This is a genomic window from Pseudarthrobacter sp. S3 (genome assembly GCF_050156905.1).
Classification (GTDB): Bacteria; Actinomycetota; Actinomycetes; order Actinomycetales; family Micrococcaceae; genus Arthrobacter.
The window spans coordinates 2,928,201-2,940,680 of the sequence record NZ_CP189583.1 but is presented as its reverse complement, the minus strand read 5'-3'; the positions used below and the strand labels follow the sequence as shown (position 1 = coordinate 2,940,680).

At 65.8% G+C, this 12,480-nt stretch carries 8 protein-coding genes; 4 read left to right on the top strand and 4 right to left on the bottom strand.

The annotated features are described in order from the left end of the window. The first annotated feature begins 81 nt into the window (after window positions 1–81). Window positions 82–1,401 carry a glutamate-1-semialdehyde 2,1-aminomutase gene (gene hemL / locus ACQCSV_RS14030; protein WP_354153465.1) on the top strand — a complete coding sequence of 440 codons (1,320 nt, stop codon included), beginning with the start codon at window positions 82–84 and terminating at the stop codon, window positions 1,399–1,401. 127 nt (window positions 1,402–1,528) lie between these two features. Here hemL and ACQCSV_RS14025 read toward each other — a convergent pair whose 3' ends face one another. The 4 genes from ACQCSV_RS14025 to ACQCSV_RS14010 all read right to left on the bottom strand — a co-directional run bounded on the left by ACQCSV_RS14025 (window position 1,529) and on the right by ACQCSV_RS14010 (window position 5,023). Further along, window positions 1,529–2,266: an amino acid ABC transporter ATP-binding protein gene (locus ACQCSV_RS14025; RefSeq protein WP_282328819.1), complete on the bottom strand. Its 738-nt coding sequence runs from the start codon at window positions 2,264–2,266 to the stop codon at window positions 1,529–1,531. Then, window positions 2,263–3,027 (bottom strand): amino acid ABC transporter permease, encoded by a 765-nt coding sequence (locus ACQCSV_RS14020; protein WP_354153467.1) that lies wholly within the window; start codon window positions 3,025–3,027, stop codon window positions 2,263–2,265. The genes ACQCSV_RS14025 and ACQCSV_RS14020 overlap by 4 nt, the downstream gene beginning before the upstream one ends. A 32-nt stretch (window positions 3,028–3,059) precedes the next feature. After that, on the bottom strand, window positions 3,060–4,010 hold the full coding sequence (locus tag ACQCSV_RS14015) for an ABC transporter substrate-binding protein (protein ID WP_354153468.1): 951 nt from the start codon (window positions 4,008–4,010) through the stop codon (window positions 3,060–3,062). A gap of 305 nt (window positions 4,011–4,315) precedes the next feature. Continuing rightward, the gene (locus tag ACQCSV_RS14010; protein WP_354153469.1) at window positions 4,316–5,023 is read right to left on the bottom strand and encodes a 3'-5' exonuclease; all 708 of its coding nucleotides are present in this window, start codon (window positions 5,021–5,023) and stop codon (window positions 4,316–4,318) included. Between the two features lie 63 nt (window positions 5,024–5,086). On the opposite strand from ACQCSV_RS14010, the gene ACQCSV_RS14005 reads away from it, so the two are divergent. From ACQCSV_RS14005 to ACQCSV_RS13995, 3 genes are all read left to right on the top strand, one after another. Next, complete coding sequence (locus ACQCSV_RS14005; RefSeq protein ID WP_426938631.1) at window positions 5,087–5,503, top strand: MGMT family protein; 417 nt, start codon at window positions 5,087–5,089, stop codon at window positions 5,501–5,503. Window positions 5,504–5,592: 89 nt separating this feature from the next. Continuing rightward, window positions 5,593–8,937, top strand: coding sequence for an ATP-dependent helicase (locus tag ACQCSV_RS14000; RefSeq protein WP_426939569.1), 3,345 nt, complete (start codon window positions 5,593–5,595; stop codon window positions 8,935–8,937). Next, entirely contained in the window at window positions 8,934–12,461 is a 3,528-nt protein-coding gene (locus ACQCSV_RS13995) for an ATP-dependent helicase (protein WP_426938630.1), read from the top strand. Before ACQCSV_RS14000 ends, ACQCSV_RS13995 begins: the two co-directional genes overlap by 4 nt. Window positions 12,462–12,480 lie beyond the last annotated feature (19 nt).

Below are 12,480 nucleotides of genomic sequence, written 5' to 3'. Positions count from 1 at the left end.
TTCATCGGGCGGCCACTGTATCCAGCGCCAGCAGGTGGCGGTGGCGCCGCATGCCACCGCACGGGATGGAAGAATAGGGGCATGACTCGCTCCGAAGACCTCTTTGCCCGTGCCCAAACCCTGATGCCTGGTGGCGTCAACTCACCCGTCCGGGCCTTTGGCTCGGTGGGTGGAACCCCGCGGTTTATGGTGTCGGCCAAAGGCCCGTACCTGACTGATGCCGACGGCAAAGAATATGTCGACCTGGTCTGCTCCTGGGGGCCGGCGCTGCTGGGACACGCCCACCCTGGCGTCCTGGAGGCCGTCCATGCGGCCGTTGACCGCGGCCTCTCCTTCGGCGCGTCCACCCCGGACGAGGCCAATCTGGCTGCCATCCTCCAGGAGCGCGTGCCGGCCGCCGAACGCGTCCGTATGGTCTCCACCGGCACGGAGGCCACCATGACGGCAGTCCGGCTGGCCCGAGGCTTCACCGGCCGGAACCTCATCATCAAGTTCGCCGGCTGCTACCACGGCCACCTGGACGGACTGCTTGCCGCTGCAGGATCGGGCGTTGCCACCCTGGCGTTGCCGGGATCGGCTGGCGTCACCGAAGCCACTGCCGCAGAAACGCTGGTTCTGCCCTATAACGACCTCGCCGCCGTCGAAGCAGCGTTTGCCGCGCACGGGCCGAGCATCGCGGCCGTCATTACCGAAGCCGCCCCCGCCAACATGGGCGTGGTGACCCCGGGGGAGGGCTTCAACCTGGGGCTGTCACGCATCACCCGCGAGCACGGCGCCCTGCTGATCGTGGACGAAGTACTCACCGGCTTCCGCACCGGCTACTCCGGCTATTGGGGGCTCACCGGCGGCGCTCCTGACGCAACGGACCCGTGGACCCCGGATCTGCTCACCTTCGGAAAGGTCATCGGCGGCGGAATGCCGACGGCGGCCCTCGGCGGGCGTGCCGACGTCATGGACTACCTCGCGCCCCTGGGCCCGGTGTACCAGGCGGGCACGCTCTCCGGGAACCCGGTGGCCATGGCAGCCGGCGTGGCCACCCTGACGCACGCCACCCGCGACGTGTATTCGTTTGTGGACGCCCGCTCGTTGGAACTCGCTTCTGCACTGTCCGAGGCCCTGGATGGTGCCGGCGTGGACCACTCGATCCAGTTCGCCGGAAACCTGTTCTCGGTGGCGTTCGGCACGTCCGCCAACGGGGTCCACAACTACGCTGACGCCCAGGCGCAGGAAACCTTCCGGTACGCGCCGTTCTTCCACTCCATGCTGGAATCCGGAGTTTACCTGCCGCCGTCGGTCTTCGAGGCCTGGTTCCTCTCGGCCGCCCACGACGACGCCGCGATGAACCGGATCTTTGACGCTCTCCCGGCCGCCGCAAGGGCCGCCGCTGCCGCCAAAGGTTAGTCCCGGCGTCGGGCGCCCTCATATGCAGTCCACGGCTTAAGCAAGAAATCCCCGTCTCCCGGGCAAATCCCCGCACCATGCGTGGGGGGGAAAATGTCTGGGAGGCGGGGATTTGCCGTTGGTGCGACTAGAGCACGTCCGAAAGGAAGCCCTTCAGCCGGTCCGTTGCGGGCGAGGTGAAGATCTGCTCGGGCGGACCCGATTCGACCACCACGCCGGCGTCCATAAACGTGACGGTGTCTGAGACGTTGCGGGAGAAGCCCATTTCGTGGGTCACCACCACCATGGTCATGCCGCCTTTGGCGAGGTCGGCCATCAGCGCCAGGACGCCCTTCACGAGCTCGGGGTCCAGCGCGGAGGTGGCCTCGTCAAAGAACATCACCTCAGGCTTCATGGCCAACGCACGGGCGATCGCGACACGCTGCTGCTGGCCGCCGGAGAGGTTGGCCGGGCGGGCGTCAGCTTTGTGCTTGAGGCCCACCAGGTCCAGCTGCTCCAGGGCTTCGGCGCGCGCCTGCTCGTTGGAGAGCTTCCGGAGCTTGCGCAGCGCGAGCGAGACGTTGTCCAGCACGGTCTTGTGTGGGAACAGGTTGAACTGCTGGAACACCATGCCGATCCGCTGGCGCAGCTCGTCCGGGTTGTCCTTCAGTACCGAACGGCCATCCAGCAGGATGTCTCCCTGGTCCGGTTCGATGAGACGGTTCATGACCCGCAGGAGCGTTGACTTTCCGGAGCCGGACGGGCCAATGACCGAGGCCGTGGTGCCCTTCTCAACGTGGAGGTCGATGCCGCGGAGCACATGGTTATGCCCGAACGAAAGGTGCAGGTTCTTGCCGGTCAGGGTGCCGGAAGTAAATTCCGTCATGCCTGTGCCCCCTTGCCGATAGGTGCCGCCAGCTCGTCCGGTTCACGCTTTTCCGGTTTGCCGGTCCGCAGTCTGTTATCGATGTAGTTCACTAGGTGCGTGAGCGGAATGGTCATGGCCAGATAGAAGATGCCCGCAGCTACATAGGGGGACAGGTTGCCGCTGCGCGCGGCAGCGTCCTGGCCGATCTGGAACAGCTCGCGTTCAGTGGCCAACAAGCCCAAGGTGAAGACCAGTGAAGAGTCCTTGATCAGGGCAATGAACTGGTTCATGAGTGCCGGAAGCACCCGGCGAATTCCTTGCGGTACCACCACGAGCCTCATCGAGGGGCCGTAGCCGAAGCCCAGGGCCCTGGAAGCTTCCAACTGCCCCTTCTCCACGCTCTGGATACCGGAGCGGAAGATCTCGCCTGCGTACGCGGCTGCCATCAGGGAAAGCGCAGCAATGCCCATCGGGTACGGGCTGTTACTCCCCGTGATTTCGCGGTAAATAGGCCCGAATCCAAGCCCAATGACCAAGATAGTGAGGACCGCGGGCAGCCCACGGAACACGTCCGTGTAGGCCCTGGCGGCCCACCGCGCCACAGGATTCCGGGAGATCCCCATGAGGGCCAGGACCAGGCCGAAGAATGCCCCGATCAGTCCTGAGGTGATCGCCAGCAGCAGCGTATTGGGCAGGCCCACGGTGAACATGCTGGGCAGAACTTCGGCGATCTGCCCCCAGTCGAGGAAGGTTTCTCCGAGTCGTGTCAGGTAATCCATTGGCGTCGCTATCTTCTCTGGGTTGCCGGTTTCTAGTTCGCAGCGACCTGGACGGCCTTGCTACCCGGCTTCCATCCCTCGGGGGTCTGCTCGGCAGCGGTCTTGCGGTCCGTGTACCACTGGGAAGTCTGCTTGGTCCAGGTGCCATCGGCAACGATCGCGTCCAGGGCAGAGTTCAGTGCTTCGAGGAGGGCCGGGTTGTCTTTGGCGACCGCGTAGGCAGTGAAGTTTTGCGTGTTGAGCTTCTTCTCGGCGATCTTCGTGCCGTCACCTTCCTTGACCTGGCCTGTGGCCTGCTGCGAGGGAGCCACCCAGGCATCCACCTGGCCACTCTTCAGACTGGCAAAGACAGTGTTGTAGTCGGGGAATGCAACCGGCTCAAGGTTCAGGGTGTTCTTGACGTAGTCTTCCTGCACACTGCCGCTGACGACGCCAATGCGCAGCCCGCTCTTGAGATCGGCAAACGTCTGGGCCTTGGCGTCTTCTTTGGTCACCAGAGCCATGTAGCCGAAGTCGTAACCGTTAGTGAAAGCAACGCTTTCGCGGCGGGCGTCCGTGGTGGAAATCGACGAGGACCCAACATCAAACTGTTTGTTCTTGACCTGGCTGAGAAGCGCTTGGAACTTCGTGGAGGCAAACTCGACCTTGAGCCCCAGCTTTTCGCCCATTGCACGCAGGAGTTCGTTGTCGTAACCGGTGAAGTTGCCCGACGGGTCAATAAAGATGTTGGGCGGAGCGTCAGAAAGCGTGCCTACGCGCAAGGTCCCGTCGGTGACAAGGCCCAGCTTGGTCTTGTCGATCTTGTCCAACGGCGTGACGTCGGCGGTGGTGTACTTGTCCAGCGTCTGCTGGTCGCTGCCGGCGAGGGCGTCGGTTGGCGTGCCGCTTGGCTGCGCTGTCCCCGAGCCGCAGGCGGCCAGCGAGACAGCAAGGGCAATCGCGACGGGAATGCTGGTCAGCCATTTCATGGCATTGGTCTTCATGGAAAGTCACTTTCATCAGAGTCATAAGTTCAACCGGGCCTAAGGCTGCGCGTGTGGCGCCGGGCGCCTTGTTCCCATCTGGTGGCCGGCCGGGGCGGGATTACCACTGAACTTAATCTTCTCATTTTAGGCTTTCGGCGCTTTCAGGAGAATAAAATCATGCTTGAAGGCGCTGTTGGCCGAATATACGAACGAATGTATTTGTTTCTAAACATCTGATGAATGAATGATGCCCTCGTAGCCGAATCCAAGGATTCCCATGAGGGCTGTCCGCGGTTCCCGCCTAATTGTGAGTTAGCTCTCAGCTAAAAGTCACCGCTGGCGTCTTCCGGGGGAAGGACAGGCCATTCGCCTTCAATCACCGCAGCGGGCTTGGTCTTGCGCAGGTAGTTCTGGAAGTCTGCGGCTTGGCTGACAGCCCAGTCCTTTTGCAGTTCGTGAAGCTGGCTGGCCGGCATCTTGAGCTTAGGGAACTTGATGGCCATGGCATCCAGCATCCGGAGCGTGGCCAAAGCATCCGCGGCCGACGTGTGGGCGTTGTCCAGCGTGATGCCGTATTCCTCACACAAAGCAGTCAACGTGCGCTTACCCTTGCGGTAACGGTCCACCTGTTTGTTCATGATGAACGGGTCCAGGACGGGGAAGCGGCTCAACTGCCGGACGCCGTAGCGGGCGGACTCCGCGGCCAGGACGGTGAAGTCGTAGCTGGCGTTGAAGGCAATGACAGGAATCCCGGCGTCGAAGAGGTCTTGCAGTACGATGGCGAGCTCTCCGGTGACCTCCTGGGCCGGGCGCCCCTCACGCCGGGCCTGCTCCGTGGTGATGCCGTGGACATCGCTGGCCTCGGCAGGGATTTCGACGCCGGGATCGGCCAGCCATTCGTGTTCGGTGATGACGTCCCCCTTGTGGTCCACCACGGTGACCGACGCCGTGACGATGCGCGCGGCACGCGAATTCCGTCCGGTGGTTTCGAGATCGAAGGCTGCGCGGGGAAGGGTGTTCCAGGAGGTCATGCTTCAACGCTACCGGCCAGCACCGACAGGATCCGCCAACGCCACTGCCGGTACCCTTGGTGTATGCGGACAGAGTTCATCGAGACGGTGCTCTCGCTTGTCGAGCTGGTTCCAGCCGGAACAGCACTGGCCTATGGTGATGTGGCCGAGCTGCTGGGATCCGGCGGTCCCCGGCAGGTGGGCCACGCCATGAGCCACTACGGCAGCCAGGTCGCGTGGTGGCGCATTCTCAAAGCAAGCGGCCAGGGTCCGGAAGGCCACGAGGCCGAAGCGCTCCGCCGGTACCTGCAGGAGGGAACGCCGCTGCTCGGCAACTACGATGCCTTCCTGCGTACCGGCGAAGGCAATTGGCGGGTGGACCTGACTGCAGCACGCTGGGCCCCGGGTGAGGATGACTTCGACCGGATCGACGCCATGGCGGAGCAGCTGGAGCGGCGGCCGCATAGATTGTCGGTGGCTGATGATGAAATGACTGTGTGAGCGTAACAATCCCCGTAGTTGACCCCACCAAGTCCACACGCACATCTGCCAGGCCCGCTTCCGCGGCCGGGCGTGCCAACGGTACGGGCCTGCGTCTGCTGCCTCCGCGGCAGCTGCACGCCGACGTTCCGGCGTTGTCTTCGGACCAGCGTGATGCCGTCGACGTGCCTCACGGCTCCGGGCCGGTCCTGGTTCCCGGTGCACCAGGAACCGGAAAATCAACCGTCCTGATCGAAGCCGCGGTCCGTCGTGCCCTGCATGACGGCGTTGATCCGGAACGGATCCTCATTCTGGCACCCGGACGCCTAGCCGCCGATTCACTCCGCGACCGGTTCACCGCACGGCTGGACAGGAGCCTCAGCACCACGCCGGCCCGGACCTGGGCAGCCTATGCGTTTGACCTGATCCGGCGGGCAAAGGCTGAGGGAATCCTTCCGCTACCGCGCGCGCCGCGCCTCCTGTCCGGCCCGGAACAGGACCTCATCATCCGCGAACTCTTGGAGGGCCACCGGATGCCCGGCCTGGAACTTCCGTGGCCTGCCGACCTGGAAGCGGCACTAGAGACGCGGGGCTTCCGCCACGAGGTACGCCAACTCTTCGACCGGATCATCGAATCCGGCCGGACCGCCGGTGACCTGGAGGAGCTGGGCCGCCGGTGCGGCCGGCCGGACTGGATCGCCGCGGCGGCACTATACGCCGAGTACCGGGACGTCCTGGACCTGCGCATGCCGGAGGCCTTCGACCCCGCCGGCATCATCACAACGGCAAGGCAGATCTTCCAGGATGCGCCTGACTTCCTTGCCGCGGAACGCGATCGTCTCCAGCTGGTGCTGGTGGACGATGTGCAGGAGGCAAACCCTGCCGTTTTCGAACTGCTCGCCGACATCGCCGCCGGCAAGGACTGCTATATCGCCTTCTCCCCGGATACCGTCGTGCAGGGTTTCCGCGGGGCCAGGCCCGACCTGGTCGCTGAGCTGCCGCGCCTGCTTTCGACGGCAGCGGGCGTCATCGAGCGGCCGCTGTGGCACACCTATCGGCACGCCCCCGCCATCGCCGAAGCCTGGCTCGGCGTCGCGGGCCGGATCTCACAGCGTGCGGGCGGCCAGCTGGCAAGGCGGCTCAAGCAGCCCGAACGCCTAGCCGGAACCGCGCACGGGCCCACCGCCGTCGTCGAACCCCACCCGCAGTCCGCCGGCACGGTGGAAGCACACCTGGTGCCGTCCCCGGTCCACGAACTGCGGTACGTTGCCCAGCGCATCCTGGACCAGCACGTCAACCATGGCCGCGACCTGGCCGAGATCGCCGTGATCGTGCGTAACGGCGGCCAGCTCAGTGAGCTGCAGCGATACCTCACGGGCCAGGGGATCCCGGTACGCGTTCCGGTAGCCGAGTCCGCGGTCCGCGATGAGGTGGCCGTGCGCCCGCTGTTGGACGCCTACGCCATTGCGCTGGATCCGGAACTGCTGACCCCGGAAGCCGCCGTCGCGCTGCTGACGTCACGGATCGGGGGCGCCACATCAATTGAATTGCGCCGGCTACGCCAGTCGCTCAGGCGCGAAGAACTGCTGGGCGGCGGCGGACGGACCAGCGACGCACTGCTGGTTGAAGCATTATCGGAACCCGGGGCCTTGGGGACACTGGGCCTGGAAGGCCGTTCCGCGCGCCGGACCGCCCGCATGATCCAGGCCGGGCGGAGCGCCGCGGCCGAGCCTGGAGCCAACGCCGAGACCGTTCTCTGGGCCCTGTGGCACTCCACCGGACTGGCCAACGCGTGGACCGAATCCGCCCTCACCGGCGGTTCCCACGGCGCCCGCGCCGACCGGGACCTCGATGCCATGATGGCGCTTTTCCACACAGCCGAGCGCTACGTGGACCAGATGCCCGGCGCCGGGCCGGAGCAGTTCCTTGAGTACCTCCTGAACCAGGAGCTGCCGATGGATACCCTGGCCGCCCGGGCGCAGGTGGACGACGCCGTCGAGCTGATGACCCCGGCCAGTGCTGCCGGGCGGCAGTGGCCCGTGGTCATCGTGGCGGGGCTGCAGGAAGGCGTCTGGCCCAATACCCGGCTCCGCGGTGAGCTGCTGGGCAGCAGCCTGTACGCTGACGCCGTCGAGCACGGGGTCAGCTATGCATTGCAGCTGGACCCGCTGAGCCGGCTGCGGGAAATTCGTTACGACGAACTCCGAAGCTTCTCCACGGCCGTTTCCAGGGCGTGCGAGATCCTGATCTGCACCGCAGTTTCGTCCGAGGATGACCAGCCGTCGTCTTTCCTTGACTATGTGGCGCCGCTTGAGCCTGGCGCCGAGGGCCGGGGGTTCACCCCGGTGGAACGGCCCATGACTCTTCGCGCCCTGGTGGCAGAACTGCGCCAATACGCTCAGCTGGATGGAAGGTATGAGCCCGAGGCCGCCGAAGCCGCAAGGGTCCTGGCCGGACTTGCCGCCGTGGAACCGGCCGTCCCCGGAGCGCATCCGGACAGCTGGTGGGGCCTGCCGCCCCTGACGACGTCGGAGCCGGTTGTCCCGCCCGGAGGGACGGTTTACGTCTCGCCGTCGAAGGTGGAATCCGTGCAGAAATCACCGCTCGACTGGTTTGTGCAGGCGGCGGGGGGAGAAGCCGCCACCGACTTCGCCCGGAGTCTGGGCACGCTGGTGCACGCTATCGCGCAGGACCTGCCGGAGGCCTCCGGCGGCGAGTACGTCGCCGAGCTCATCCGCCGGTGGCCAACCCTGGGCATGAAGGACAACTGGGAAGGCAAACTCGACTTCCAACGTGCCGAAACAATGGTGCGCAAGCTCGCCCAGTACGTTCTGGTGATGCGGAGCGAGGGCCGGAGCCTGCTGGGCGTCGAGCAGGACTTTGCGGTCCGGCTGCCCGACGTTCCCCCGGCGGACGCCGGGCAGCACGATGCCCGGTCCGTCGAAGATTTGGCCGTCGGGACCGGCCTTCCCCGCGCCGCCGTGCTCCGCGGCCAGGTTGACCGTCTGGAGATGGACGGCGAAGGAAGGCTGGTCATTGTGGACCTCAAAACTGGTAAAAGGCAGCCTGGCAAGACAGAGTTGGCTCGCCATCCACAGTTGGGGGCCTACCAGGCAGCGGTCCTTGCGGGCGGTTTCGCGGATGTCCACGGTCTGCCCGGCCCAGCCGAACCCGACACGCTAGTGCCGGACTCATCACAGGGCTCCCCGGTGCCGGGCGGCGCCGTGCTGGCGCAGCTCGGAACAAGCACCAAGAGCCCCGGCGTCCAGCAACAGGATCCCCTGGAGGCCCAGGATAACTGGGCGCTGGACATGGTCACGGATGCGGCCGCCGTCATGTCCGGCAACAGCTTCGAAGCCAGGCACGACCCGGCAAAGAGCAGCCACGGGGGGCACGGCTGCAGGCTACCTGAGGTCTGTCCGCTCTGTATCCGTGGAAAGCAGGTCACTGAATGAGCCAGCCCCAGGTGCCAACGCCACTGTTTACCCCGGAGCAGCTCTCCAGGCTGCTGGGCGAAAAGAATACGCCGACGCCCGAACAGTCCGCCATCATTTCCTCACCCCTGGCCCCCCGGCTGGTGATCGCGGGAGCGGGCTCCGGCAAGACCGCCACGATGGCCGACCGCGTGGTCTGGCTCGTCGCCAACGGCTGGGTCAGGCCAGAGGAAGTCTTGGGCGTGACCTTCACCAGGAAAGCAGCAGGCGAGCTGGCCACTCGGATCCGGGCTAAGCTGGCGGCACTGCAGCGGATCGCTGCCCAGGACACACGGCATGAAGTGTTCCCCGACGGGCTGCTCAGCAGCGATGCCCTTGAGCCCAAAGTGTCCACCTATCACTCATTTGCCAGCGGCATCGTTTCTGACTATGGGCTGCGGCTGGGCGTGGAACGCGACGTTGTGCTGCTTGGCGGGGCCCAGGCCTGGCAGCTCGCCAGCGAAGTGGTGGAAGCGTTCGACGGCGATTACAGCCTCTTTAAGGCCGCCAAGTCCACACTGGTCAAGGCTGTCATCCAGCTCGCGGGGGAGTGCGCAGAGCACCTGCAGGAACCGGCCGACGTCGAGGCCTGGCTTCTGGCGCGGCTCGCCGAGTTCGAAGAACGTCCCTATGTGGCCGGAGCGAAAAAGAACGCCCCCCAGGCAGCCGGTGAACTCGCTGCGATGCTGCGCACGAGGGCCAGCGTGGCTGACATGGTGGGCCGCTACGCCATCGCTAAGAAGTCACGGGGAGCTTTGGACTTCGGCGACCTGGTGGCACTTGCGGCCCGTGTTGCCCGTGAGGTCCCCCTTGCAGCGGACATGGAACGCCAGCGCTACAAGGTGGTGCTCCTGGACGAGTTCCAGGACACATCGTATGCCCAGCTGGTTCTTTTTTCGCGGCTTTTCGGCGAGGGCCACGCGGTCACCGCTGTGGGAGACCCCAACCAGTCGATTTACGGCTTCCGTGGTGCTTCGGCAGGTCAGCTCTTCCACTTTGTCCGTGAGTTCCCGGTCCGCGTGGACGGGAACGACGGGCCGGGACGCTTCGTGCCCGCACCTACGTCCTACCTCACAACGGCGTGGCGCAACGGCCGGGCCATTTTGTCCGCCGCCAACATCATGTCCGAGGCCTTAGGGCGCGCCGAGGCCCAGAAGGCCCCTGCCGGCAGCGCTGCGGACAGCACCATTCCGTCGGGCACGGCTGACGCTGCAGCGAATGTGCCGCCCCTGCAGCCCAGCCCTTTCGCGGTGGAGGGGCGGGTGGTACTGGGCCGCTTCGGCACAGACCTCGACGAAGCCGCAGTCCTTGCCGGGGACGTCCTGAAGTACCGGATCACGGACTTTGAGCGGGAGCCTGACGGCACGCCGGTACCACCGGCACTCGCCGTCTTGTGCCGGCGACGTGCCCAGATGGAAACCCTCCGTCGGGAGTTCGAGGCGCGGGGGATTGCCTACGAAATCGTGGGGCTTGGCGGGCTGCTCGATACCCCTGAAATCGTTGACCTGGTGGCCACGCTCCGGGTGCTGGCCGATCCCGGACGCTCGGACTCTCTGATGCGCCTCCTGGCTGGCGCGCGCTGGCGGATCGGGCCGGCAGACCTGCTGGCCTTCCAAGACTGGTCCAGCCAGCTCGCACGCCGCCGCGGCCGCCCGGCCGGCGCTGCCACACCGGGGGACGGGCCCGCAGACGCGTCCGAGGAAACCGTTATCGAAAGCGACCTTATTGACGGCGCCAGCCTGGTCGAAGCGCTGGACTGGCTGCCACGAGAAGACTGGACCTCTTCCCACGGACGGTCGTTGACGGACCAGGCCCGCGACCGCCTCGGCAGGCTCTCTACGGAACTCAGGCAGCTGCGCGGCTATCTCGGGGACGACCTCACCACGCTGCTCGGTGAGGTGGAACGAGCCATGTTGCTCGACATCGAAGTGGCAGCGCGGCCGGGAACCAGCATCCACCAGGCCCGCCGAAACCTGGATGCCTTTCAGGACGCGGCAGCCGGCTTCCTGCGAACCTCGCACCGCGTGGACATCCTGGCGTTCCTGGCCTGGCTTGAAGCCGCCGCGGCCGAGGAAAACGGCCTAGAGGCTCCGCCGCCGGATATCAACCGCGAGGCTGTGCAGCTGCTGACTGTCCATGCGTCAAAGGGGCTGGAATGGGATGTCGTTTTTGTTCCGGGCCTCAACGCCGGTGCCTTCCCCAGCAACAAGGATTCCCGCTGGAGCAGCGGCGCGGCGGCACTGCCGTGGCCGCTGCGCGGGGACCGAACGGACCTGCCCCAATGGGATACCGACCAGCCGGACCAGAAGGGCTGGGTGGACGCCGAAAAGGACTTCAAATCAGCGGTCCAGGTCCACGGTGAGGGTGAGGAACGCCGCCTTGCCTATGTGGCCTACACCAGGGCAAAGCACGTCCTCTGGGTCTCCAGCGCAGCATGGGTGGGCTCCAGGGCAGGGCGTGCCGAGATGTCACCGTTCCTCGCTGAACTGGAACAGCTTGTCGGCTCCGGGCCTGACAGCGCTCCGGGAAGGGACACGGAAACGAACCCTGCCGTGGTGCACCCGGCGTCAGTGGACGAGGGCTCCCTGCCGGAGAAGAGCCCGCTGACTACCGAAACTGAGGTCGCCGGATGGCCCTATGACCCCCTCGAAGGCCCGGTGGACGCGCGGACCGGGGAGCGACTGCGGGTTGTTCCCGGCAGGCGGCAGGCCATGGAGAACGCCGCAGCGCGTGTCCGGGACGCTCTGGAGGCCTTGATTCCCGGGGACCCAGCGCCAATTCTGGAACATGCATCCGCCACGGAGTCAGGGTCAGGACTTCGGGGCAATGCGGCTGGCTGGGCGAGGGAAGCGGCCTTGCTGCTGGAACGGCGTTCGCGGCGCGCTTCCGGGCAGGACGTTCACCTGCCCGGCCACATCTCTGCGTCCACGCTGGTGGATCTTGGCGAGGACCCGGCGGGGGTAGTGGGCCGTCTGCGAAGGCCTGTTCCGCGTGAGCCCGGCATGTCCGCGCGGAAGGGGACGGCATTCCATGCCTGGGTTGAAGAGTACTTCGGCGCAGCCGGCATGCTGGATCTTGGTGAGGCCCCCGGCTCGGACGATCACATTGACGCCGCGTACGGCCTCGACACCATGGTGGCCACCTTCAAAGCCTCGGAATGGGCCGACCGGTCGCCGGCATTTGTCGAAGTGCCGGTGGAAACCCGTGTTGGCGACGTTGTGGTCCGTGGACGCATAGATGCTGTCTTCCAGGACGGGGACGGGAGGTGGGACCTGGTGGACTGGAAAACCGGACGCCGGCCCTCTGCCGCCCAGCTGAGGGCCAAATCGGTGCAGCTCGCCGCGTACCGGCTGGCTTGGTCCCGGCTCAAGGGCGTGGCGGTGGAGGACGTCAGGGCCGCCTTCTTCTACGTTGCGGACAACCAAGTGGTTCGGCTGCACGATCTGGGCACTGCCGAGGAGCTTGAACGAATCGTGACCGCCGCCCTGGATGTCAGCGTGCCCTGACGCCGGTGCTCCCTGAATT

Excerpts from the sequence above, each read along its gene's own strand:
- ACQCSV_RS14015 (WP_354153468.1), bottom strand. The coding sequence starts at position 4,010 with ATGAAGACCAATGCCATGAAATGGCTGACCAGCATTCCCGTCGCGATT.
- hemL (WP_354153465.1), top strand. The coding sequence starts at position 82 with ATGACTCGCTCCGAAGACCTCTTTGCCCGTGCCCAAACCCTGATGCCT.
- ACQCSV_RS14005 (WP_426938631.1), top strand. The coding sequence starts at position 5,087 with ATGCGGACAGAGTTCATCGAGACGGTGCTCTCGCTTGTCGAGCTGGTT.
- ACQCSV_RS13995 (WP_426938630.1), top strand. The coding sequence starts at position 8,934 with ATGAGCCAGCCCCAGGTGCCAACGCCACTGTTTACCCCGGAGCAGCTC.
- ACQCSV_RS14010 (WP_354153469.1), bottom strand. The coding sequence starts at position 5,023 with ATGACCTCCTGGAACACCCTTCCCCGCGCAGCCTTCGATCTCGAAACC.
- ACQCSV_RS14025 (WP_282328819.1), bottom strand. The coding sequence starts at position 2,266 with ATGACGGAATTTACTTCCGGCACCCTGACCGGCAAGAACCTGCACCTT.
- ACQCSV_RS14020 (WP_354153467.1), bottom strand. The coding sequence starts at position 3,027 with ATGGATTACCTGACACGACTCGGAGAAACCTTCCTCGACTGGGGGCAG.